This is a genomic window from Wolbachia endosymbiont of Drosophila pseudotakahashii (genome assembly GCF_026015925.1).
Classification (GTDB): Bacteria; Pseudomonadota; Alphaproteobacteria; order Rickettsiales; family Anaplasmataceae; genus Wolbachia; species Wolbachia pipientis.
On record NZ_CP110359.1, the window covers coordinates 355,164 to 377,537 of the forward strand.

Below are 22,374 nucleotides of genomic sequence, written 5' to 3' on the forward strand. Positions count from 1 at the left end.
GTTCAGCGAGTCAAGAGTAAGGTATATTAGCATAAATCTTTCATCCCAATGTTTAGTGGCGCTGGGGATTACTTCCACTTACACTCATCCGCTATCATAACAGCCTTAAAAAGATGCTTCTCAAGTTCACTTAGAGGCAAATCACTTTGTGAATAATTTCCCCAAGATTTTAGTATATCGGAAGTTTCAACGCCTTCAACAATAGGATATTCTTGGTTTTTTTTAGCGTATAACTCTTGAGCCTGCTTGCTTACTAAAAATTCCAATAAGACTATAGCATTTTCCCTGTTTTTTGCGTTTTTTGTTACTGCTGCACCACTGATGTTTACCATTACACCGTGATCGTTGCGATTAGGAAAAAAAGCCCCTAGCTTGTCTGCAACATTCTTTTTATTTTCTGATGAAAGAATTCTCGCAAAGTAGTAGCTGTTTACTATTGCAACATCTCCCTCACCCGCTGCTACGGCGTAAATTTGATCAGTATCACCACCACTTGGTTTTCTTGCCATATTGCTCACAATTCCGCTTACCCATTCTTTCGTCTTTTCAAAACCATTATTTGCAATCATAAAAGCAATTAACGATCTATTATATGGACTTGTAGAAGAACGGACTAATATTTTTCCTTTCCATTTTTCATTTGCTAAATCTTCATAAGTACTTAAGTCCTTAGGGTCTACTGACTCTTTATTGTAAACCAATATCCTAGCTCTTTTTGTAAGACCAAACCAATAATCTTCACTGTCTCTAAATCTTGCAGGTATAACACTTTTTAAAACCTCTGAATCTACTTGAGATAAAAGTCCTCTTTTTTTTGCTAGAATTAAGTTGATTGCATCAGCAGTCAAAAATAAGTCAGCTTCACCACCGTTTTCCATTCGTGAAAGTAGCTGAGAATAATCATCAATGATGTAACGTACTTTAATACCTGTATTTTTCGTGAATTCATCAAACAAAGTACGTACTAATTCTTCTTTGCGCGATGAATAAACATTTACCACTTGTGAGTCATTAGTTCCGTCGTTTCTGTATAAATAAGTAATAACTATCAATATAATTGCTATTAAGGATGTGAATATAAAGGCTTTTTTCATATTGGATAAAAAATAACTTCTTTCAGTTAAAGTTACCAAGATGGTACAACTTTAGCAAGTGTAAAGTTCGTTAGATAAATCATAAAAACTTCCTTGACAAGCTTCGCCAGCCCCCTTATTATAACACCGAAGCTATTTATTTATCTTCGCAATCTCTGCAGTGGATTAATGACAAAAAACTTAATGTATTTGGCGTAAATCATGCTTAATTTTTTGCACTATGTGCACCTTATGTCTTTATAAAATTTCTAGGTTTTTACCTAATATAAGCTGAAATCCGCTATTTAAAACATTAAAAAACGCCAACTTAAAAAATGGATAGTGAGTAACTAGCTACCCTAGGGTTTCTTTTGCCTTTTTTTCTGTTTAGTAAATTGTATCCGTTCAGCGGAGTGGTAGAATAAGGTAGACAAAGCAAGATAATAAAGATAATCATAGAGCAAAAGTGAGGTAATGTGGTAAACCTTTGAGAACTTTGCAAAAATTTACAGCAAAAAATAGAAAAACTGAAAGCAGAGATAGAAAACTTAAAAGCAGAAAATAAAGCTTTAAAGATAGAGAACGCTGAATTAAAGGAAAGGCTCGGTTTAAATTCAAAAAACTCATCCCTGCCCAGCTCAAAAGAGCTATACAAAATAAAAAAGGACAAGCCAAAAAGCGAAAGGAATGTTGGCGATCAGGTTGGGCATAAAGGAAATTTTCATGCCACAATGGAAGCGGATAAAGTAGTAAAAATAGAGTTGCCTAATATTTGCGAATGCGGAGGAGAGCTTGTAATATGCGAAAAACCTTATGTTCACCAAAAAGTTGATCTTCCGGAAATTAGGCCTTATGTAGTAATTGGAACATGGTCGTTGTTGGAGATGCAGAAAAAGAAAAAGTAGCAAGTTACCAGAAGGTGTTACGCCAGATACATTTGGTCCAAGGGTTAAGTCTATAATTGCAGCACTCAGCGGATTTTACAAAAACTCAAAGCGTGAAGTGGCTAGTATCATAAATGACATTTTTAATTTGAACATAAGTGTTGGCGGCATATCAGAGGTTGTCCACAAACCAGTAAATCAAGCATATTCCCTACTTAACATAACTTTACTCATAGCCAGATATATGAAACTTTCAGTAGATGTTGTAAGTAAATCGTACTCCTTTGATAGCCTTCTATTTCTATTGATCCAAGCAAAAGTCCTCTCTAACACCCACCTTCTCGGCTGTACTGAAAATCCAGGATCCCGTTGTGGCAATAGTTCTAGTGGTGTATCTTTATGCACCCAAAACCTACATGGAGGCCTTTTGACAATTTCAATATCTATCCCATATTCTCTCTTTACGTAATCCTTTAAATCTTTTCCTTGGTATCCCATATCAGCCCACATTTTCTTAATATTGCTGTATTTTTGCTTCATATTGTCCAATGCCATCTTCACCCCATCTCTGTCATTTTCGCTTGCAGCTCCTACATAGCAACCAAGCACAAATCCTTGAGTATCTGTGATTATATGTCTTTTTCTCCCCTTTACCTTTTTCGCACCATCATAACCTTTGACCTCCCTTTTTCCGTGGTTTTTACCGATTGACTGTCCACTATGCATGCGCTCGGCTTCCCATTTTTGACCTACTATATTTAGTGATATCATAGTTCATTTTCTCAAAAATTCCCTGCTTTTTCCATCTTCTAAACTGTTCATGCACAGCCTTCCACGGCGGAAAATCGTGTGGTAAATAGCGCCATTGACATCCTGTGCGCAGTATATAAAGAATTGCATTTACTATCTCACACTTACTGTATTTTGGTGGCCTTCCTCCTTTCTTGTACGATACTCTGAAGTGTTTTTCTATTCTTGCCCATTCCCTTTTACTTAAATCTGTTGGATATTTTTTCCTCATCTCTTACCTCAATATTCTTTCTTTATATACTACGTATTCCTTGGTTTGTGGACAACCTCTTACCAACTTAATAAAATTCCTGGATCCCAGTGTCAAGCACTGGGATGACAAGAAGAGGGTACTTGGATAAGAGGCATTGCCCTCCTGGTAGGCCCAAATTGCAATGTCCGTACAGTTATGGATTCATTCGCGGTATAGATTCCGCTAATGAGTAGCGGAATGACGAATTTGTTGTTTTTCAAATTGTAGGTAAACCTAAGCCACTTTAGCTATATATAATAGAATTTCGCTTTCTACTATCTTTCCAGTTGTTTTATACATAATTCTCGAATTTTGAAAATTTGCTCCATATCTAATTTCTCACTTGTATAAAATTTGTTTTCTTACTTCGAGACCTAATCTACCACAACTTTTACATGGCGTTTCTTTCCTGCAGATAATTTTATAAATGGCTGATCTTTAAAGCTTTCGAAATTTATTACATGATCAATATTGTTTACAACATTATCATTAATCTTGCATCCGTTGCCCTGTATTAAACGCTTTGCAGCGCCTTTTGAAGGTTCAAAACCGGTGTCATGTAGTAGGTCTACTAAGGGTATGCCGCTTGCAACTTGTTCTTTTTTTATGATGTAATCAGGAAGTAGTGAGCTATCTTCATTCTCAAAAGCAGAAATTGCAGCAAATTGTGCAAGTTCCGCTTCTTTGTCACCATGACATATTTTTGTCACTTCTGTTGCCAAGACCTTTTTTGCTTCATTTATTTCTTGATCCTTTAAAGACTCTAATTTTCTAATCTCATCAATTGGCACATCAGTGAGCAATCTTAAAAAACGTCCAACATCTTGATCATCAACGTTGCGAAAATATTGCCAGTAGTCGTAAGGCTTTAGCATATTATCATCAAGCCACACTGCTCCACTTTCAGTTTTGCCCATTTTTTTTCCTTGTGCATTTAATAAAAGAGGCATGGTAAGGCCAAATAGCTCAGGTAAATTCAACTTTTTTCCAAGTTCAATTCCGTTTACTATATTTCCCCACTGGTCTGACCCTCCAATCTGCAGACGACAATCATATTTTTTGTTTAATTCAATAAAGTCGTAAGCTTGCAATAGCATGTAATTAAATTCCAGAAAGCTTAAGGTTTGCTCTCTATCCAGCCTGGTTTTCACACTATCAAAACTTAGCATACGATTTACAGAAAAATAAGCTCCTATATCACGCAAAAAATCTATGTATTTTATGTTATCCAACCAATCTGCGTTATTTACTATCATTGCACCAGTCTTGCTGTCATTAAAAGACACCATTTTCTCTAATATTCTCCTTATACTGGATGTATTTTGATTGATGTTCTCTACAGGCAAGATGCTTCTTGCTTTATCTTTGAAGGATGGGTCACCAATTTTTGTTGTGCCACCTCCAAGTAAGACTATCGGCTTATAACCAAATTTTTGTAGGTGACAGAGCATCATAATCTGAATTAGGTGACCAGCATGAAGACTTGGTGCTGTGCAATCAAACCCAATGTATGCAACTATATAATTGCTCTGCAATAATAATTGATCTAGTCCTTCAATGTTTGTGCATTGGTATAGGTACCCTCTTTCTTGGATGAAATTTAAAAATTCAGATGCGTGTTTCATTTTATAAACCCCAGTCTGTCCTGTCATTAATGCCGAAGGTAACCCTAATAGAGAAGCCAGTGCCCAGACACTGGAACTTAATTATAAACAAGCACACTATACAACGTTTTCGATGAAATTGCATGAAAAACTGGATTCCAGTGTCAGCTACTTTCATGACACCACTACCTGTGCAGGAGTTGCCTTCAAAATTACAACGTTTGTGCAATTGTGTACCAGCTATCTGGATAATCAATTCCATAACTCTTCTATTTTATAATACTCCCTTACTTCCGGCCTGAATATGTGAACCATTATGCCTTGAAAATTCAAAACCACCCAATTGCCTTCATCCATACCTTCTACATCTATTTTATCATGTGGCTTGAGGCTTTTTATTACGTGCTCAGCTAAAGCTTTAACGTGACGGCTTGAATCACCAGATGCAATAATCATATATTTTGCAATAACGGTTTTATTCTGCACATCAAAAATTACTATATCATGACCTTTATTTTGATCTATTATCTCTTCAATTGTACTTCTTATCGATTTCATATCGCTAAGCATTGTTTACAGGTTATATGATTCATTTATAATTATATACTCAAAATTTCTAAATATGAACTATTTTCAATGCAACTACTTGTTAAAGGTATTACCTGCATCTATTTTATCATCATGTTTTTAGCATGTACAATGTATATACTTTTTATATAATTGAAAATAGCTTTTTACTAGTATTCATTATGGGCAAGACTCTCATCTACTTAATCGGCTTTCCAGGCAGTGGTAAGTTTACTACTGCAAAGGAACTGTGTAAAATCATTGGTGCAGTAATAGTAAGCAATAATCTATTCAATAATATTATATTTGATATTGTTAAATTACAAAACGCTGAAGTTCCAGATGACCTATGGGAAAAAATTTTTGCAGTTAGGGAAAATGTATTAGCAATACTGGAAAAACACTACGTAAAATCAAAACATTATATATTTACAAATGAATTGATAGAGGGTGATCCCTATGACCAAAGATTATATAACTCAGTGGTAAATTTAAGTAAAAAAATGGACATGGAAATTTTTTCTGTAGTATTACATTGTAATAATGAAAAACTAGTAAGACGTGTCCAATCAGAAGAGAGATATCAGGAAAATAAAATTACTGATCCGGATTTTGCTATAAAGAAAATTGAAGGGAAAAGGCTATTTGTACCTGAGGGTTCGCTTGAAATTGATAACTCGAACTTGAGTGCAAAGGAAGTTGCAAAGAAAATTGTTGAAGAGATGAAGAAAGAAAAAAATGGAAAATTAATTAAAACTTCTGTAACAAATCATTTAAAAACAGAGCGTACTCGTGGTTGAGCAGAAAGATAAGTACCGTCCTTGTGTTGGCATAATGCTATTTAACAGACAAGGACATGCCTTTATTGGAAAACGCTTTGATAGCGATTCTTACTGGCAGATGCCACAAGGAGGTGTTGATGATGGTGAGGAACTGGAACAAGCAGCGTTACGTGAGTTGCTAGAGGAGGTTGGTACTAATAAAGTAAAGGTTATAACTAAAAGCAAGGATTGGATATACTATAACTTGCCTGAAGAAGTTATACCAATATGCTGGAATGGAAAATATTCTGGTCAAAAGCAAAGGTGGTTCTTAATGAAGTTTTGCGGAGAGGATGAGGACATTGATATTAATTATACTGGTCATCCAGAGTTCAAAGAGTGGCGTTGGCAAGGTATAGATAGTTTAGTAGCCAGTGCTATATCATTTAAAAAAGAAGTTTATAAAACAGTGATAGAAGAGTTTTCTTCTATAATAAAAGCCTCAACAATAAGCTCATGATAGTAGATTCTCATTGCCACTTGATTTATTTTTCTGACGATGAAATACCAAAAGTAATTTCAAGGGCAGAGCAAAATGGTGTAAAGGTTTTGCATAACATATGCGTAAGCATTGACGATGTTCCTAAGTTATTAAAAATTTCTTCATCCTATGATCAGGTCTACTCCTCTGTTGGTATACATCCGCTTGATGTTGCTATAGAAAACGGTGAGTGTATACATGTTGATGAATTAGTTGAATTTACCAAGAACCAAAAGGTAATTAGTATCGGTGAAACCGGGTTAGATTTTTATAAATCTGACAACAAAGACAATCAGAAAAAAAGTTTTGCATTACATATAGAAGCGTCAAGAATAACTGGACTACCTTTAATTATTCACACAAGAAGCGCTGATAATGAGATGATCGATATGTTAAGGTCAGAAATGAAAGCCGGTGCTTTTAGTGGAGTAATGCACTGCTTTGCTTCCTCTAAAGAACTTGCTTATCAATCTATAGATTTGGGGTTATATATTTCATTTTCTGGAATTATTACTTTTAAAAATGCGAGCTTACTCAGAGAAATTGCACAAAATGTACCACGCGAGCGTGTTTTAGTCGAAACTGATGCACCATATCTATCACCTGAGCCTTATAGGGGAAAAAAGAATGAACCAGCAATGGTGAAATACGTTGTTGATTGTTTGGCAGAGTTGTGGAATGAGTCACCAGAACAAGTAGCGAAGGTAACGACAAGCAACTTTTTTAGGTTGTTTGAGCTATAAAGAAGCTCTATAAAACCATTAATTTGCTTATGAACCTAAAGATTTCACCAGCTCTCTCACCGAGTTTACAGACTTATTAAACATTTCTTGTTCACTATCATTCATTTTAACTTCTAGGATCTTTTCAATTCCGTTTTTTCCAATAATTACAGGAACACCAATAAACAAATCTTCTACACCATATTCACCATTAAGGTAAGCAGCACATGGTAATATGCGCCTCTTATCTTTTAAATATGATTCTAACATACATATAGCTGAAGATGCAGGAGCGTAGTATGCAGATCCAGACTTAAGCAGATCAACTATTTCTTTACCGCCATTGCGAGTGCATTCAACTATTTCATCGACTTTTTTCTGTGTGATAAGACCCATATCGATAATTTGAGTAAGTGGAATTCCAGCAACTGAAGCACAATTGATTAGTGGTACCATAGTGTCGCCATGTCCTCCAAGCACAAAAGCAGATATATCTTTAACTGAGATATTTAACTCACTTGCAAGAAAGTAACGAAAACGGGAAGAATCAAGCACTCCTGCCATGCCAACAATCATATTAGTTGGAAGGTTTGAAAATTTATGCACCACTGAAACCATGGCATCCAAAGGGTTGGTAACCACTATTACAAACGCGTTTGGAGAATATTTTTTAATATTTTCGCCAACCTCCTTCATTACTTTAGCATTGGTTTGCAGGAGGTCATCCCTGCTCATTCCAGGTTTTCTAGCGATGCCAGCGGTTATTATAATTGCATCGGAGTTTTTTATATCTTCATACCTATTTGTGCCAGTAATATTGACATTAAATCCATCAATAGGGGATGATTCTGCTATGTCGAGTGCTTTACCTTGTGGTATTCCATCACTAATATCAAGTAAAACAACATCACCGAGTTCCCTTAGTGCAATCATATGGGTGAGAGTTCCACCGATATTTCCTGCACCGATTAAAGATATTTTTTTTCTTTGTACTGTCATTTTCTACTCCTTTGTATTTACTTTTATGGTTTTACCTTCCCAAGGCGATAAGCTATCAAACATACGAAAATCTTGCGGTAAATCTATAGGATTATACACAACCTTTTTTGTCTCTATATCATATCTTACTTCCTCATAACCAGTGGGAGGGAAATCTTTTAACATTGGATGACCTTTGAATCCATAGTCTGTTAGAATCCTACGCAAATCAGGGTGATCAGAAAACTCTATTCCATACATATCAAACACTTCACGCTCAAACCACAAAGCCGTACTAAATATCTTCGCTACACTTGGAGGCATGTCGCTTTCACATAACTGAAGCTTTATGTGTACTCTAATATTATGCACAATGCTGAGCAGATTGTATATTAGCTCGAAGCGCTTCTCTCTATTTGGATAGTCAACCCCAAAAATATCAACTAATAGCTCAAACCTACACTTTTCATCATCACGTAGAAAGAATAGGTGCTTTTCAATTTCATCTAAAGTTGAATATATTACAATAATACCATCATCTTTTTGAATGCACTCGCATTTGGTCTTTTTTTGTATATACTTTGCAGTTTTATCCATTCCGAGTCCGTTTTATTTTGTTTTGTAGGCATAGCATTCCATATAGCAACGCCTCAGCGGTTGGTGGGCATCCAGGGACATACACGTCAACTGGCACAATTCTATCACAGCCTCGGACTACTGAATAAGAGTAATGGTAATAACCACCACCATTTGCACAACTTCCCATGGAAATAACATACTTCGGGTCTGCCATTTGATCATAAACCTTGCGCAATGCTGCTGCCATTTTATTAGTTAGTGTGCCAGCAACAATCATCACATCTGATTGACGTGGGCTTGCACGAAACATTATACCATATCTATCAAGATCATAACGGCTGGATGCAGTATGCATCATCTCAACTGCGCAACATGCAAGACCAAATGTCATTGGCCACAATGAACCAGACCTTGCCCAATTCATTACATAATCTGTTAAATCACCAAATTTAGTGACAAGAAACCCTTCTTTTTTATAACGACCCCAGTCATCATTAGATAGAATTTGATTTGTCATAAACTACTCCCACTCTAATGCACCTTTACACCATTCATAGATAAAACCTATAGTGAGTATTGCAAGAAATACCATCATAGACCAAAATCCACCATAGCTTATCTTAGATAAAGAAACAGCCCAAGGAAAAAGAAAAGCAATTTCTAAGTCAAATATTATAAATAATATTGAAACTAGATAAAATTTAATGTCAAAATTTTTTCTTGCACTGGATAGTGGATTGAAGCCACACTCATATGTGGAAAGCTTTTCACCATCTGGCTTACTCACTGCAAGAAACATAGGCAATATACCTAAAGCAAAAGATACTACAATTGATACGCAGATAAAGATTACTATGGTTAAATATTCGCTCATTTAACAAAACATATAACACTATGAGTTTACATGCTTTCCTAACTTTTTACCACCTAAAATATGCACGTGAAAGTGTGGTACAACCTGCTCTCCATTTTCACCGTAGTTAGTGACTAATCTATATCCTGTTTTTTCTAGATTATATTTGTGTGCTATCTCTCTTACAGTTTTGAAGAAATCCGCTATTTCCTCTTCAGGAGCTTTTAGAATGAAATCATCATATGAAATATATTGATTTTTTGGTATAACTAAAATATGAACTGGTGCGTCAGGGTACTTATCATGAAAAGCTAGTACATTTTCATTTTCATGTACCTTCTCACAAGGTAACTCACCTCTTAATATTTGAGCAAAGATGTTATCGCTATCATAAACTTCATTGCTCATATTTTAAGAGCGACCTTTCCCTCTTTCTTCGTTTTTCTCTACATTAGGTGTAGATAGTGGTTTTATCGCTTCACCAGAAGCATCTTCAAGATTTAAAGAGCTTACAAGTTCCCTTACTTTTACCATGTCCTGCTGTTCTTTCAAAAAGGGTTCTATTCCACTTACCCTTTTTCCAGTAATAACTCCTGGTTGTAAGTGATACATATCCCCAGGAACAGTGAGACTATGATGTCTTTCCTCTATTTTTTTAGCTTCACTCATAATACTCCCCTATAACTTATTTTTACATTCCACAACTTTGCGACTTACCTGGCTTTATAGATTCTTGCGCCCATTTTTTCTCACCTGAAGCTATAGTTACTGAAGGCTGACCAGCCTTTAGTAACTCTTCGCTATTTGTAAGTCCTGCAGGTTTCGTAGCTTCTGATAACTGCTTTTGATTATCATATTCCTTATACAATTTTTCTGCAATACCATACAGCAATTTTAAGTCTGTGTGAACTTTAAATTCTCCACCAGTAATTTTTGCTAGATCTTTAAGGTTACCGTCAACTTTTTGTTTAATTTCTTCAATAGCAAGCTTTTTTATCTCCTCTGGACTCTTTCCTTTATTTTTAGAGTCAGTTTTAATGTCTTCAATTATTTTTTTAACATCAACTTCAATTACAATTTTATTTTCTTCTCTATGTATAGTGATGTTTGAATACTCACTTTTTAGTGCTTTTATTTTATTCAATTGTTCATCATTCAAATAAGGTATATCTCCCGTCAGAGTTCTTGACACTAAAAAACTTACCTTTCCTATCCCTTTCTTTTGCTCTGTTATTTGTACACCAAGATCCTTACTAGCCTGTGTGGTTTCTATAGGTGGATCATATTCCCTTTCTTCTTCAGGTACATCTATACCAACAGCTTTCTTTAACGAAACTGTAGCATCATGTTTCATTTCACCCGTTGAAGCAAACGGCTTCTTTATAGGGTAAATAAGTGCTTTAGGCACAAGAGCAAACACCCGACCTGTAGCTTCTACACCTGTTTTAACTGCTCCGCCTATCTTAGCCCAAATAGATTCTGCCATACATACCTCCAAGGTAGTTTCTATAACTAAATACATTTTAATTAGAGACGAAAAAATTTAAACTTCTATATCCGTTATAAGATAGAATTATAGGGATTGCAACCATTATTTGCACATTGTCTAAAACATGTAGTATTTTCGCTACTTTTATTGTTCAATTTATTATAAAGAATACTCTAAATTATGTTTAAATGGAACACAAATAATATCATTGATGCAACTGGCGGAAGAGACGTAAATGGTTGTAATTGGATACATAGCTCAAATATTTCAACGGACACAAGAAGCATAAAAAAAGGTGATTTATTTATTGCCCTCAAGGGAAAGGATTTTGATGGCCATAATTTTTTGCATGAAGCGTTTTTAAAAGGGGCTGTCGCTGCAATAGTGAGTGAGGGTAAATATAAAAGTTTCCCTCTCATGATTGTACAAGATACCCTGAAAGCTTTGCACGATATGGCATCATACTACATTAGAAATGTTCTTATTGATGCTAAAGTTATTGCAGTTACAGGCAGTGTCGGGAAAACCACTACAAAGGGTATGCTGCATACTGTTTTATCGCAATATGGAGTGTCCCATGCAAACGAAGGTAACTTAAATAATAATATAGGATTGCCTTTGACAATTCTGAAAGCTCCAAAAAACTGCCAGTACTTAATTCTTGAAATGGGAATGAATAAAGCTGGTGAAATAAAAGAATTATCAAAAATTAGTAATCCGAATATTGCAGTTATTACCAACATCGAACCTGCACATACTGAAAATTTTTCATCACTATTTGACGTTGCACAAGCGAAGTTAGAAATTCTGTATGGTATGAAAAATAACGGTACTTTGGTTTTAAGCAGAGATAATAAATATTATGATTATCTCTCATCACACGCCAATAGAAATGTAATAAGCTTCGGTAAAGATAAAAATGCTGAAGTTTGTTTACTAAACTTAATAAGAAACGATGAATCTTCTGTCATTTCAGCACTATCTTCTGTCATCCCAGTGCTTGACTACTTGGATCCAGGAAGTTCAATTGCAAATGAGCATATCAGACGGTTGTATAATAAAGACTGGATTCCAGCGTCACGCGCTGGAATGACATCAAACCGAGTTGCTAATAGATTAAGTTTAAAAATCAGGCTGAGTGATAATCAAATTATAAACTGTAATTTACGTGTACAAGGTGAGCATTTTGCTTATTCGCTACTTGCTGTTGCAGCAGTTGTGCAAAGCCTCGGACTTGATTTATCAAAATTACCACTTGCACTTAAGAATTTTAGTGTAGCGAAAGGTAGAGGCAATATTCATAAGGTCAAATACAATAGAAAATATATACATTTAATTGATGACTCCTATAACGCCAGCCCTGCTTCGATGAAAACTGCAATAAAAACTTTGAGTACATATTCTAATCAGAGAAAAGTAGCTTTGCTTGGTGATATGTTGGAAATTGGTGATGAAAGCATAGAATTTCATACAGATTTGGTTAAGATTATCACAGAAAATAATATAGATAAAGTTTATACAGTTGGTAAATTTATGTTAGAATTGCATGAGCTTTTGCCAGATAATATAAGAGGCACGCATTTTAATGATTCTAATCAATTGAAAAGTGATTTAGCTAACATTATTCAGAATAATGACGCAATTCTAGTTAAAGGCTCACGAGGAATGAAAATGGATCTTATTGTACGGGAATTCGTAATAAAATATTAAGCGAAATCATTGTATTAATTTACAGTAACAAATTATTAGGAACTTTAATTGTGACAAAACGTGTAATTATTTTTGGTGGAACGGGGTTTATAGGGAAACACATCGTAAGACGCTTGGCAGCAGAAGGATATTTAATAAAGATATTCACTCGTAATCAGGAAAAAGCTGCTTGTTTAAAATTGTGTGGCAATTTAGGACAAATATCAGTATTTAAAGGCGATTTTTTTGATGAAAAATCAGTTCTGGATGGTATGGAAGAATGTGATGTAGCTATAAACTTAGTGGGAATATTATATGAAGCAAAAAAGCACGATTTTTACGCTGTTCACGTTAAAATAGCTGAAAGGATAGCAAAAGCTGCAAAAATGAAAAATGTACCTATGATGATACATTTTTCTGCTATGGGAATAGAAAATAGCAAGTTGTCAAAATATTCCAAAAGTAAATTGGAAGGTGAAAAAGCTGTAACTTCAGCATTTCAAAAAGCAATAATAATTAGGCCAAGCCTTGTATTTGGTAAAGAAGACAACTTCTTTAATAAATTTGCAAGATTAGCAACTATTCTTCCTTTCTTACCACTAATTGGCAATGGAACAACTAAATTTCAGCCAATATGTGTAACAGACTTAGCTGAAGTGGTATATCGTATTATCAGTTTTAATAAGCAAGACAAGAAAATTTATAACATGGGTGGACCAAAGGTTTACTCTTTCAAAAGCTTATTGAAGTTTATTCTGAATGTTACTAACAGAAAGTGTTTGTTGATCAATGTATCTTTTCCAATGGCAAAGTTAATAGCTTTCTTTTTAGAAAATAAAATTATTTCTATGCTGTTAAAACCAATAACCGGAGATACGAACCCTATGCTTACTCAAGATCAGGTGAAAGTTATGATGAATAGTTCAATCGAAAAGTCAGTTGACCTTGAAACAATGAAGGTTCGACCATTAGCAATTGAAAATGTGGTGCCAGAGTACTTGAAGATTTATAGAAAGTATTGATAAAAGAGTGTGCCCGGTGGGATTCGAACCTACGACCCACAGCTTAGAAGGCTGTTGCTCTATCCAGCTGAGCTACGGGCACACAACATATATAAAATGCTTCTTAGTACAAGTGAAGTCAAGTACTTCGTGTGAATATGATGTTTATCTTGCGACACCTTGTCATTGCAGTTGTGTGTCGCGCGCTGCCAAAATTGGATGCGAGAAGTCTATTTATTTTAGAAAATATTATATAGAAACTTACTTGACACCCTTCGCCAGCGCCCTTATCACGATAGTGAAGCTATTGTATTTGCTTTCGCCAATCTGCAGATTAAAAGGTAAGGGTTACTTAATGTATCGGCGTCTTATGTTCAATTTTTTGCAGTATATAGATACTGTATGTCTTTACAAAACTTCATCTACATCTAGATTTTTATCTAAATAAGCTGAACGCGCTTATAAAGCGTTACAAGACATCAAAAAATGCCAATACTCGACAGAGATAGTAAAAGACTAGCTAACTCGGGGATTCTTTGTCTTTTTTTCTGCTTAGTAAATTTCTTAAACATTTGCAGCGTAGGTTAGTTGCAATTAAAAGCGGCTGAATCTCGCTTGTCAAGCGTTTAAAACATAAAAAACGCCAATATTTTAAAGCGGATAATAACCACGGGGCTTCTTTTGCCTTTTTTTTCATTTGGTAAATTTCTTAATATTTATAGCTAAACAACAACCGTCATCCCGCTACGTGTTAGCGGGATCTATGCTTTGAGATACCGCGAATGAATCGCGGTATGACGGTGTAGATGATGGTTAAGTAATTCGTCATCCCGCTGCTTGTTAGCGGGATCTATGTTAAGGTATAGTAGGGGATCTATGTTAAGAGATACCGCGAATGAATCGCGGTATGACGGTTAAGTAGGGTGTCATTCCAGTGCTCCTTTTTTTGTCATCCCAGCGTCACGCGTTAGTTTCAACATTATATCATGAACTTTCTAAAATTCATTGAGTTATGCTTTCAAACGGTAGTGCCGGGGTGTGAGTATAATAATTATCGGTACATAAAAGTCATAGCAGATAGGCTGGAAGCAGCGAGCGCTGGTGAAGTGAAACGAATAATATTCAATATGCCTCCGCGCTCGATGAAGTCCATGTGCATAAGCGTTGCGTGGCCCGCATGGATACTGGGAAACCAACCAACTGCGAGAATAATAGTTGCAAGTTATTCTCAGCGGCTCAGCGAAAAGCACTCGCTCGACACCAGGTGCGTGATGCAGTCTAGTTGGTATAGAGCGCTATTTCCAGAGATAGAACTATCCAAAGACCAGAATACCAAATATAAATTTCAAACAGTGCAGAGAGGATACAGAATCGCAACATCAGTTGGTGGAACACTAACTGGTGAAGGTGGTGATTTTATCATTGTGGACGATCCGCTCAGTTCTGCTCAAGCTTTGAGTGAAACGCTTAGAAAGCGTGCCACAAACTGGTTTGATCAGACTTTAGTAACCAGGCTGAACGATAGAAAAAAAGGAGTCATCGTTCTTGTAATGCACAGGCTACACCAGGAGGACTTAACTGGACACCTTCTCTCCAAGCCAAAAAACATATGGCATCATATTTGTTTGCCAATGATTTCTGAAAATAAGCAGGTTATTTATTCAATCAAAAAGCCAATACCTCCCGTTCCTATCATCCGAGTAGCTCAGCACTGTGCGACCAGGCGATTATATAATAAACCAGCGTCACCTGTAAGGATATTATATTCAAGAGAAGAAGGTCAGTTGTTATATCCCCTCGATGGAGGAAAAGAAGAAGTTGAGATAATAAAAGCTGAACTTGGGAGTTACGCTTTTGCTGCTCAATATCAACAAAACCCTCTGCCGCTTTCAAGTGGTATAATTAAACCAGAGTGGTTGAAACGCTATAAAAAATTTCCTGATAATCTCTCGCATATAACACAAAGTTGGGATACTGCGGTTTCAACAAGTAACATGAGCAACTTTAGTGTCTGCACCATCTGGGCAAAAATAGATAATAAATTCTATTTACTCGACGTATATCGCGCAAAGCTTGAGTATCCAAAGCTTAAAGAACAGGTTTTGTCACTAGCTGCAAGATGGACGCCACACGCAATTTTAATCGAAGCAAAAACAAGTGGTCAACAATTGGTGCAAGAGCTAAAGACAAACAGTGATTTACCGATTATTGAAATAGTGCCACATGATGACAAGCTCACTCGATTTCATCAAATTGTTCCGATTATAGAGTCTGGCAAGGTTTTTCTGCCACATCAAGCAGTATGGCTAAATGATTTTGAGTATGAAATTTTAATGTTTCCAGAAACGCGCCACGACGACCAAGTGGACAGTACCGTGCAATATTTGCAGTGGGTGAGAAACAGTACCTCTAGGGTTACGGCTGTACGGGCATTATGATTTGAGAGCAATTTCCACAAGGGAGGATGTCATCCCAGCGCTCCTTTTTTTGTCATGCAAGTAGCTGACACTGGAATCTAGCTTCTCGTTGCTGCTGCGATCATATACTATTGTAATGAGCCTTCAAAGTCACTTAAAAATAGCAACGTCCAAGGGTTTTCTGAAAAGGTCCCACAACCCGGTTCGTAAAATTCACAAGAACCATTAAAATATTTTTTTACTTTTCATTGTATATTTCTCAACATATTATCTTTAAGTACTAAAATAATTAACAATATGGCATTATTAATAGTTGAATCACCTGCGAAAGCAAAGACAATAGGTAAATATTTGAGTAAAGAGTTCAAAGTAGCTGCATCCTTTGGACATGTGAGAGATCTTCCAGCAAAAAACGGTTCTGTCGATCCGGATAATGATTTTGCTATAAAGTATGAAACCATTGAAAAAGCAGAAAAGTATATAAAAGAGTTAGTAAAAGCCGCAAGCAAAACATCAGATATATATCTTGCAACAGACCCAGACAGAGAAGGGGAAGCAATGGCTTGGCATGTGATAGAGACATTAAAAGAAAAGAAAGCAATCAGTAATGAAAACAACATTTATAGAGTAGTCTTTAATGAGATAACAAAAAGAGCAGTACAAGAAGCAATAAAAAATCCACGTGAAATTAATATGGATTTAGTGCGTGCACAACAAGCACGTAGAGCTTTGGATTATCTAGTTGGATTTAGTTTGTCACCACTGCTGTGGACAAAATTGTCGGGAAGCAAGTCTGCAGGGCGAGTGCAGTCTGTTGCATTAAAGATTATATGCGAACGAGAAGATGAAATTAGTAAATTTATAACACAGGAGTATTGGAGCATAAAAACAGAAATGCAAAATAGCAAAGATGAGGCTTTTTTTGCTATGCTAAGCCACTATGACAATAAAAAGCTAGAAAAATTTGATATTAAGAATGAAGAAGAAGCAAAGAACTTAGTCAGGGAGATTGAGTCAAGGCAATATGCTGTAAGCACAGTAGAATGCAAGCAAGTTAAGAGAAACCCGCTTCCTCCGTTTATTACTTCAAGTCTTCAGCAAGATGCAGTAAATAAGCTGTATTTTAACGTGAAAAATGTTATGCGAGTAGCGCAAAATTTATACGAAGGTATCGATATTGGTGGTGAAACTGTAGGGTTGATAACTTACATGCGTACAGATGGGTTTCATATTGCAGATGAGGCTATAAACTCAATTAGAGGATCAATTAAGTCATTATATGGTGATAAATATTTACCGCAGTCTCCTCGTAAATATGTAAAAAAGGTCAAAAATGCTCAAGAAGCACATGAAGCAATTCGTCCAACTGATATCAATAGAACGCCGGGTAGTATTAAGGATTACTTAACGCCAGAGCAATTTAAATTGTATGATTTAATCTGGAAAAGGACCATTGCAAGTCAAATGGAGTCGGCGATCCTTGATCAAGTGGTAGTTGAAATTAGTTCTACTGATCAAAAAGTAGTTCTGCGAGCAAGTGGGTCGAGTATATTCTTTGATGGTTTTTATAGAGTCTACCAAGATAACATAGAAGCCGAAAATGAAGGCCTGCTACCTGCCATGAAGGAAGGGGAAGCGTGTAAGCTGATTTCAGTTGAGCCAAAACAACATTTCACTCAACCGCCACCTCGTTATAGTGAAGCAAGTATCGTAAAAAAAATGGAAGAAATCGGTATAGGTCGACCATCAACTTATGCAACAATTATTTCGGTATTACAAGATCGTGAGTACGTTTCATTGGATAGCAAAAGGTTTATTCCAAGCAGCCGCGGTAAAATCGTTACTATATTTTTAGAAACTTTTTTTCAGCGTTGTGTAGAGTATGATTTCACAGCACAAATGGAAGAGAAGCTTGATTTAATTTCAAATGGACATGCAGATTGGAAAAAAGAATTAGGCCACTTTTGGGTGCCATTTTTTGGTCATGTAAACTCTGTCAAGCAAATGACGCATGATGAAGTTTTCAGCGGCATTCACGATTTGGTAATCGATTGGTTTTGTTCAGAAGAAGGAAAAAAAGAGGTGAATACGAAATGTCCTGATTGCTTAGGTGGCATATTGAAATTGAACTTTGGAAAAGCCGGGGTGTTCCTTGGATGTTCTAACTATCCTGAATGCGACCATACAAAAGAAATTACAGGTAGTAACGACAATTCAGAATATCCAAAAAGTTTAGGTATAGATGATATAACAGGACAAGAGGTAGTAATTAAAAAAGGTCCTTTTGGGCTTTACCTGCAGTTTAATAATGAGTCAGAAAAGAAAAAGGCGGTTTCTATACCAAAAGATATAAATGTTAATGATATTGATCTGAGCACCGCTACTCAGTTACTTTCCTTGCCAAAAGTAATCGGAGAACACCCTGAAACCGGAAAGGAAGTAAAAATAGGCCTTGGACGATTTGGATACTATATTTTCTATGATGGTAAATACTTTTCTCTTAAGAAAAGCTCCAAAGAGGTGCTGAATACAGAATTGAGCGAAACCGTACAAATTATTGCAAACAGTCCACGCAAAGAGTTAAAATCTCTCGGGCTTAATGAAAAAGGAAAAGAAGTTTTTATCTGCAACGGTAGGTACGGATTCTATATAAAATGCGGTAAAACAAACGTTGCTTTGGGCAAGAGTGCAGATATTGAGAGTATAGATCTGGAGAAGGCTTTAGAGTTGATTAAGGGTAAGAAGTAGACTTCTTGCATAACCATTATCTACGTTAAAAATCAGCTTTTTTGTCATTCCAGCGTGTGACGCTGGAATCTAGAAAAAAAGAACCTGGATGCCAGTGTCTGGGCACTGGCATGACACCCTTTCTGGTAGAGGTTGCTCTCAAATCACAACGTGCATACAACTGCAGCAGTATGATGTTTTATTTATTATAGCTATAACACTGAAGTTTACAATCAGAACAAACCACTTGGCCACGTGGAACTGATTTCAGTTTATCAGTTGAAACTTGATTTGAGCAGAATATGCATTTTATTGTGTTGCTTGGAGTAAGTGAGTTATCAACAGCAATTCTATCATCAAAAACAAAACATTCTCCTTTCCAATTACCATTTTTATTATAAGTTTTTTCAAGGTAAGAAAGAATGCCGCCTTTAAGATGGTAAACATCACTAAATCCAAGGCTTTTCATATATGCTGTAGATTTTTCGCATCTAATCCCACCAGTGCAGTACATAGCCACTTTCAGGTCTTTACTCTCAGAAAATGACTCTGTCCACTGAGGAAACTCACGGAAACATTGTGTGTGTGGATTAATTGCATTCTTAAACTTGCCTAATTTCACTTCATACTCGTTTCGTGTATCTATTACTAAAACGTCAGGTTGAGAAGTAAAATCATCCCAATGCTCTGGATCAACATATTTACCCTTAAGGGAAATATCAAGATTGCTTACACCAAGATTCACAATCTCTCTTTTTAATTTTACCTTCATCTTGCTAAATAGTTGATATTCTGCTGCACTCTCTTTCCATGTAAGGTCCCTTAGCCTATAATCAGAACGTAGAAAATCGGATATTTTATCAATTGCGTTTCTTTCACCAGATATTGTTGCATTAACACCCTCTTCTGCAAGGAGTATAGTACCCTTTAATTCAATGTTGTCGCATGCAGCTTTTATTTCGTCTTTCATGTCATAATAATTAGAAAGTTCTACAAAATGATAGAAAGTTGCAATGACGAAGCTCATGATTATTCACTTATCAACTAAAAACATGATATACAAAATTATAAAGATATTCAATAGTACGGCTGTTATAGCTAAAGTGGCTCTACAATTTGAAAAACCGTCATTCCGCTACTCGTTAGCGGAATCTATACCGCGAATGAATCCATAGCTGTACGAACATTGTGATTTGAGAGCAATTTCCACAAGGGAGGATGTCATCCCAGTGCTTGACACTGGGATGGCTTTGTTGCATCGCTAGCTATGATGGATTAAAGATAAAAAAGATAGCGAATATCAGTAGCTTATTATTCTGGTATTTATAACAAGAACGGTCAGTGAATACCTAAATTTGAGTAAAAGAAATTTCACTACCACTCACTAATCTGGCTAAAATTCAAGAATTTCAATGCTTTAGCTATTTTCAATAGAATTAAATTTATTAATATAAATAACAAATTACTATTCTTAAATTTGATCAGATTGATTGCAAAAAAACAAGATTTTCAATAGGTTGCTTATAATCCTAACTATAGTTAGCCTTTCATAAGTAGCGATGCAACAAAGCCCACTGGGATCCAGCTTTTTTGTAATTTTATTGAAAATGTTGTATAGTCGTTTGTTTACAATCAATTTTTCTGGATCCAAGTAGTCTGGGCACTGCCTGTGTGTTTGAGGCAAAACCTGCTATAACATTTAACATACTGCTTTCACAAACGAATGTTTGTACAGTTGTGGGCGGTATGACGTAGGGAAACCTTTCTTGGGTTAGCTATAATTACTGGATATCTTCAGTTTTTACATATAACATTTTAATATAAAATATAGATTCAAATTAATGTTTTTAAGAGTATTTAAAAATATATTCTTATTTTTAGTAAGCATATTATTCGTCTGCCCAATATTATCATTAATATCAATCTTATTTACAGATACAGCAAATTCCGGATGGGTAATCAGCACACTTTTCCCTGAATATATACTGAATACGTTAATTTTGATGATAGGAGTGGGGGGAATATCCTTTATATTTGGAGTAATTCCAGCTTGGCTTACCACATTTTTTTCATTTCCTGGAAGTAAAATTTTTGAGATTGCTTTGTTCTTTCCAATATCGATTCCTGGATATATAGTAGCGTTCGTCTATGTAAATACACTAGAGTTTTCAGGTCCGGTGCAGAGCTCATTAAGAGACATTTTAGAGTGGAGCAAAGGTGACTATTGGTTTCCTGAAATAAAATCCCTAGGTGGTGGAATATTAGTAATGGGATTCAGCCTATATTCATACGTTTATATGTTAGTCCGCTCAAGTCTAAAGAATGTTAGTAACTCAGTCACTATTGCGTCAACACTTGGGTTCTCCTCATTGAAGAGCCTGTTTTCTGTCATCATACCCTCCATACGCCCATCAATTATAGCTGGGTTGTCTTTGGTACTAATGGAAGTAATTACAGATTTCGGCACACCACAGTTTCTTGCTATTGATACTTTTACGACAGGAATATATCGCACCTGGTTTTTACTGCATGACAAATATTCAACTACTGTTTTAGCAGTTGCAGAGTTGATTTTCGTTGCAACACTAATAGCTATCGAAAAAAAACTACAAAAAAAAGGAATATCCTACTCTTCAATCAATACCAATTCAGATTATCACAACAAACGGAGTATAAGTGGCGCTATACCGTTGATCTTTGCTTATCTTATGTGTGTATTGCCGATATTAATAGGTTTTATTTTGCCAATGATTCCGCTCATATATTGGAGCATAGAGAAGGGGTTTTTCATATACGAAGCAAGATTCTATAACATAATAGCAAATAGCATTAGTTTATCATTTATCACCGCATTAATCTCAATTAGCATTGCAATAATGATTGGATATACGGCGCGTAAAAATAAGGTAATCAACAATATAGCGCGTCTCATTTCTTTAGGCTACGCAATTCCAAATGCAATTATCGCAATTAGTATAATAATATTTTTAAGCAGAATATTCTCTTTCATTACTCAATATGTTGTGGAAATTAGCTTAGTAGGAACTATTGGCGCATTAGTTTACTCATATTTATTCCGTTTTTTTGCTATATCTTTCAAGGCGGTAAAGTCAGGGCTCAAAAAAACACCAAATGAAATTGAGTGGACTGCATATACCATGGGTCACGGACCTATTTCTACATGTTTGAATGTTCATATCCCTCTCATCAAGAAGAGTATATTATCGGGATTTTTGCTCGTATTTATGGATACTATCAAAGAGCTCACAGCAACACTCATTATAAGACCATTTAATTTTGAAACTATATCAACTAGAATATATGAACTTGTAAGCGATGAGCGCTATAGAGAAGCTGCCCCATTTTCGTTAATAATAGTTATAATAGGCTTAATTTCTACAATAACCTTATTTACACTTGATGATAAGGATAAAAAATAAACGTAAC

General features: G+C 35.7%; 23 protein-coding genes, 1 tRNA gene and 2 pseudogenes. 11 read left to right on the forward strand and 15 right to left on the reverse strand.

Features of this window, described 5'->3' with window-relative positions; genetic code table 11:
- Positions 1 to 68: 68 nt before the first annotated feature.
- Positions 69 to 1,094 carry an extracellular solute-binding protein gene (locus ONI09_RS01830; protein ID WP_265014238.1) on the reverse strand — a complete coding sequence of 342 codons (1,026 nt, stop codon included), beginning with the start codon at positions 1,092 to 1,094 and terminating at the stop codon, positions 69 to 71.
- Between the two features lie 497 nt (positions 1,095 to 1,591).
- On the opposite strand from ONI09_RS01830, the pseudogene ONI09_RS01835 reads away from it, so the two are divergent.
- Positions 1,592 to 2,139: pseudogene (locus ONI09_RS01835) on the forward strand (DUF6444 domain-containing protein); the annotation flags it as partial.
- 16 nt (positions 2,140 to 2,155) lie between these two features.
- Here the strand turns inward: ONI09_RS01835 and ONI09_RS01840 are convergent.
- From ONI09_RS01840 to rsfS, 4 genes and pseudogenes are all read right to left on the reverse strand, one after another.
- A pseudogene (locus tag ONI09_RS01840) lies at positions 2,156 to 2,978 on the reverse strand (IS5 family transposase).
- A gap of 395 nt (positions 2,979 to 3,373) precedes the next feature.
- Positions 3,374 to 4,624 (reverse strand): tyrosine--tRNA ligase, encoded by a 1,251-nt coding sequence (gene tyrS / locus ONI09_RS01845; protein ID WP_265014239.1) that lies wholly within the window; start codon positions 4,622 to 4,624, stop codon positions 3,374 to 3,376.
- A gap of 1 nt (position 4,625) precedes the next feature.
- Positions 4,626 to 4,865 (reverse strand): hypothetical protein, encoded by a 240-nt coding sequence (locus ONI09_RS01850; RefSeq protein WP_265014240.1) that lies wholly within the window; start codon positions 4,863 to 4,865, stop codon positions 4,626 to 4,628.
- Positions 4,856 to 5,173, reverse strand: a complete 318-nt coding sequence (gene rsfS / locus ONI09_RS01855) for a ribosome silencing factor (RefSeq protein WP_264707441.1) — start codon at positions 5,171 to 5,173, stop codon at positions 4,856 to 4,858. The genes ONI09_RS01850 and rsfS overlap by 10 nt, the downstream gene beginning before the upstream one ends.
- Positions 5,174 to 5,352: 179 nt before the next feature.
- Here rsfS and ONI09_RS01860 point away from each other — a divergent pair, with 179 nt between their 5' ends.
- Genes ONI09_RS01860 through ONI09_RS01870 form a run of 3 tightly spaced genes read left to right on the forward strand, consistent with a single transcriptional unit; the run spans position 5,353 to position 7,215 of the window.
- Positions 5,353 to 5,970, forward strand: a complete 618-nt coding sequence (locus ONI09_RS01860; protein ID WP_265014242.1) for an AAA family ATPase — start codon at positions 5,353 to 5,355, stop codon at positions 5,968 to 5,970.
- Between the two features lie 34 nt (positions 5,971 to 6,004).
- Positions 6,005 to 6,451: an RNA pyrophosphohydrolase gene (locus ONI09_RS01865; RefSeq protein ID WP_007548581.1), complete on the forward strand. Its 447-nt coding sequence runs from the start codon at positions 6,005 to 6,007 to the stop codon at positions 6,449 to 6,451.
- Complete coding sequence (locus ONI09_RS01870) at positions 6,448 to 7,215, forward strand: TatD family hydrolase (RefSeq protein WP_265014243.1); 768 nt, start codon at positions 6,448 to 6,450, stop codon at positions 7,213 to 7,215. The genes ONI09_RS01865 and ONI09_RS01870 overlap by 4 nt, the downstream gene beginning before the upstream one ends.
- 27 nt (positions 7,216 to 7,242) lie before the next feature.
- On the opposite strand, the gene mdh is transcribed toward ONI09_RS01870, so the two are convergent.
- The 7 genes from mdh to ONI09_RS01905 are packed head-to-tail and all read right to left on the reverse strand — an operon-like array spanning position 7,243 to position 11,090.
- Positions 7,243 to 8,193, reverse strand: coding sequence for a malate dehydrogenase (gene mdh / locus ONI09_RS01875; RefSeq protein ID WP_265014244.1), 951 nt, complete (start codon positions 8,191 to 8,193; stop codon positions 7,243 to 7,245).
- A gap of 3 nt (positions 8,194 to 8,196) precedes the next feature.
- Positions 8,197 to 8,769 (reverse strand): NADH-quinone oxidoreductase subunit C, encoded by a 573-nt coding sequence (locus ONI09_RS01880; protein WP_265014245.1) that lies wholly within the window; start codon positions 8,767 to 8,769, stop codon positions 8,197 to 8,199.
- Positions 8,762 to 9,268 (reverse strand): NuoB/complex I 20 kDa subunit family protein, encoded by a 507-nt coding sequence (locus ONI09_RS01885; RefSeq protein ID WP_006279574.1) that lies wholly within the window; start codon positions 9,266 to 9,268, stop codon positions 8,762 to 8,764. The genes ONI09_RS01880 and ONI09_RS01885 overlap by 8 nt, the downstream gene beginning before the upstream one ends.
- Positions 9,269 to 9,271: 3 nt before the next feature.
- The gene (locus ONI09_RS01890; RefSeq protein ID WP_006279576.1) at positions 9,272 to 9,625 is read right to left on the reverse strand and encodes an NADH-quinone oxidoreductase subunit A; all 354 of its coding nucleotides are present in this window, start codon (positions 9,623 to 9,625) and stop codon (positions 9,272 to 9,274) included.
- A gap of 18 nt (positions 9,626 to 9,643) precedes the next feature.
- On the reverse strand, positions 9,644 to 10,012 hold the full coding sequence (locus ONI09_RS01895; protein WP_015589394.1) for an HIT domain-containing protein: 369 nt from the start codon (positions 10,010 to 10,012) through the stop codon (positions 9,644 to 9,646).
- Positions 10,013 to 10,015: 3 nt separating this feature from the next.
- The gene (locus tag ONI09_RS01900) at positions 10,016 to 10,273 is read right to left on the reverse strand and encodes a hypothetical protein (RefSeq protein WP_006279579.1); all 258 of its coding nucleotides are present in this window, start codon (positions 10,271 to 10,273) and stop codon (positions 10,016 to 10,018) included.
- Between the two features lie 22 nt (positions 10,274 to 10,295).
- The gene (locus ONI09_RS01905) at positions 10,296 to 11,090 is read right to left on the reverse strand and encodes a hypothetical protein (protein ID WP_265014246.1); all 795 of its coding nucleotides are present in this window, start codon (positions 11,088 to 11,090) and stop codon (positions 10,296 to 10,298) included.
- Positions 11,091 to 11,273: 183 nt separating this feature from the next.
- Here ONI09_RS01905 and ONI09_RS01910 point away from each other — a divergent pair, with 183 nt between their 5' ends.
- Both ONI09_RS01910 and ONI09_RS01915 read left to right on the forward strand, forming a co-directional pair.
- Positions 11,274 to 12,803: a UDP-N-acetylmuramoyl-tripeptide--D-alanyl-D-alanine ligase gene (locus ONI09_RS01910; protein WP_265014247.1), complete on the forward strand. Its 1,530-nt coding sequence runs from the start codon at positions 11,274 to 11,276 to the stop codon at positions 12,801 to 12,803.
- Positions 12,804 to 12,853: 50 nt separating this feature from the next.
- Complete coding sequence (locus ONI09_RS01915; RefSeq protein WP_265014248.1) at positions 12,854 to 13,804, forward strand: complex I NDUFA9 subunit family protein; 951 nt, start codon at positions 12,854 to 12,856, stop codon at positions 13,802 to 13,804.
- A gap of 8 nt (positions 13,805 to 13,812) precedes the next feature.
- On the opposite strand, the gene ONI09_RS01920 is transcribed toward ONI09_RS01915, so the two are convergent.
- Positions 13,813 to 13,886, reverse strand: a tRNA-Arg gene (locus tag ONI09_RS01920).
- Between the two features lie 883 nt (positions 13,887 to 14,769).
- Here ONI09_RS01920 and terL point away from each other — a divergent pair.
- The 4 genes from terL to ONI09_RS01935 all read left to right on the forward strand — a co-directional run bounded on the left by terL (position 14,770) and on the right by ONI09_RS01935 (position 19,139).
- Positions 14,770 to 16,221 (forward strand): phage terminase large subunit, encoded by a 1,452-nt coding sequence (gene terL, locus ONI09_RS01925; RefSeq protein WP_265014249.1) that lies wholly within the window; start codon positions 14,770 to 14,772, stop codon positions 16,219 to 16,221.
- Between the two features lie 102 nt (positions 16,222 to 16,323).
- Positions 16,324 to 16,410, forward strand: a complete 87-nt coding sequence (locus ONI09_RS07070; RefSeq protein WP_419236910.1) for a hypothetical protein — start codon at positions 16,324 to 16,326, stop codon at positions 16,408 to 16,410.
- Positions 16,411 to 16,497: 87 nt separating this feature from the next.
- A complete protein-coding gene (gene topA, locus ONI09_RS01930) occupies positions 16,498 to 18,948 on the forward strand; it encodes a type I DNA topoisomerase (protein WP_265014250.1) in 2,451 nt (816 codons plus the stop codon).
- 56 nt (positions 18,949 to 19,004) lie between these two features.
- A complete protein-coding gene (locus tag ONI09_RS01935; protein ID WP_255407365.1) occupies positions 19,005 to 19,139 on the forward strand; it encodes a hypothetical protein in 135 nt (44 codons plus the stop codon).
- Here the strand turns inward: ONI09_RS01935 and trhO are convergent.
- Complete coding sequence (trhO, locus tag ONI09_RS01940; RefSeq protein ID WP_265014251.1) at positions 19,127 to 19,954, reverse strand: oxygen-dependent tRNA uridine(34) hydroxylase TrhO; 828 nt, start codon at positions 19,952 to 19,954, stop codon at positions 19,127 to 19,129. The two genes, ONI09_RS01935 and trhO, sit on opposite strands and share 13 nt — an antisense overlap.
- A gap of 444 nt (positions 19,955 to 20,398) precedes the next feature.
- The gene (locus ONI09_RS01945; protein WP_265014252.1) at positions 20,399 to 20,611 is read right to left on the reverse strand and encodes a hypothetical protein; all 213 of its coding nucleotides are present in this window, start codon (positions 20,609 to 20,611) and stop codon (positions 20,399 to 20,401) included.
- A 157-nt stretch (positions 20,612 to 20,768) separates the two neighbouring features.
- Here ONI09_RS01945 and ONI09_RS01950 point away from each other — a divergent pair, with 157 nt between their 5' ends.
- Positions 20,769 to 22,367: an ABC transporter permease gene (locus tag ONI09_RS01950; RefSeq protein ID WP_265014253.1), complete on the forward strand. Its 1,599-nt coding sequence runs from the start codon at positions 20,769 to 20,771 to the stop codon at positions 22,365 to 22,367.
- Positions 22,368 to 22,374 lie beyond the last annotated feature (7 nt).

What these genes read in the sequence shown, in the direction of transcription:
- ONI09_RS01830 (WP_265014238.1), bottom strand. Translation starts at nt 1,094, where the DNA reads ATGAAAAAAGCCTTTATATTCACATCCTTAATAGCAATTATATTGATA.
- tyrS (WP_265014239.1), bottom strand. Translation starts at nt 4,624, where the DNA reads ATGAAACACGCATCTGAATTTTTAAATTTCATCCAAGAAAGAGGGTAC.
- ONI09_RS01850 (WP_265014240.1), bottom strand. Translation starts at nt 4,865, where the DNA reads ATGGAATTGATTATCCAGATAGCTGGTACACAATTGCACAAACGTTGT.
- rsfS (WP_264707441.1), bottom strand. Translation starts at nt 5,173, where the DNA reads ATGCTTAGCGATATGAAATCGATAAGAAGTACAATTGAAGAGATAATA.
- ONI09_RS01860 (WP_265014242.1), top strand. Translation starts at nt 5,353, where the DNA reads ATGGGCAAGACTCTCATCTACTTAATCGGCTTTCCAGGCAGTGGTAAG.
- ONI09_RS01865 (WP_007548581.1), top strand. Translation starts at nt 6,005, where the DNA reads ATGCTATTTAACAGACAAGGACATGCCTTTATTGGAAAACGCTTTGAT.
- ONI09_RS01870 (WP_265014243.1), top strand. Translation starts at nt 6,448, where the DNA reads ATGATAGTAGATTCTCATTGCCACTTGATTTATTTTTCTGACGATGAA.
- mdh (WP_265014244.1), bottom strand. Translation starts at nt 8,193, where the DNA reads ATGACAGTACAAAGAAAAAAAATATCTTTAATCGGTGCAGGAAATATC.
- ONI09_RS01880 (WP_265014245.1), bottom strand. Translation starts at nt 8,769, where the DNA reads ATGGATAAAACTGCAAAGTATATACAAAAAAAGACCAAATGCGAGTGC.
- ONI09_RS01885 (WP_006279574.1), bottom strand. Translation starts at nt 9,268, where the DNA reads ATGACAAATCAAATTCTATCTAATGATGACTGGGGTCGTTATAAAAAA.
- ONI09_RS01890 (WP_006279576.1), bottom strand. Translation starts at nt 9,625, where the DNA reads ATGAGCGAATATTTAACCATAGTAATCTTTATCTGCGTATCAATTGTA.
- ONI09_RS01895 (WP_015589394.1), bottom strand. Translation starts at nt 10,012, where the DNA reads ATGAGCAATGAAGTTTATGATAGCGATAACATCTTTGCTCAAATATTA.
- ONI09_RS01900 (WP_006279579.1), bottom strand. Translation starts at nt 10,273, where the DNA reads ATGAGTGAAGCTAAAAAAATAGAGGAAAGACATCATAGTCTCACTGTT.
- ONI09_RS01905 (WP_265014246.1), bottom strand. Translation starts at nt 11,090, where the DNA reads ATGGCAGAATCTATTTGGGCTAAGATAGGCGGAGCAGTTAAAACAGGT.
- ONI09_RS01910 (WP_265014247.1), top strand. Translation starts at nt 11,274, where the DNA reads ATGTTTAAATGGAACACAAATAATATCATTGATGCAACTGGCGGAAGA.
- terL (WP_265014249.1), top strand. Translation starts at nt 14,770, where the DNA reads ATGAACTTTCTAAAATTCATTGAGTTATGCTTTCAAACGGTAGTGCCG.
- topA (WP_265014250.1), top strand. Translation starts at nt 16,498, where the DNA reads ATGGCATTATTAATAGTTGAATCACCTGCGAAAGCAAAGACAATAGGT.
- trhO (WP_265014251.1), bottom strand. Translation starts at nt 19,954, where the DNA reads ATGAGCTTCGTCATTGCAACTTTCTATCATTTTGTAGAACTTTCTAAT.
- ONI09_RS01950 (WP_265014253.1), top strand. Translation starts at nt 20,769, where the DNA reads ATGTTTTTAAGAGTATTTAAAAATATATTCTTATTTTTAGTAAGCATA.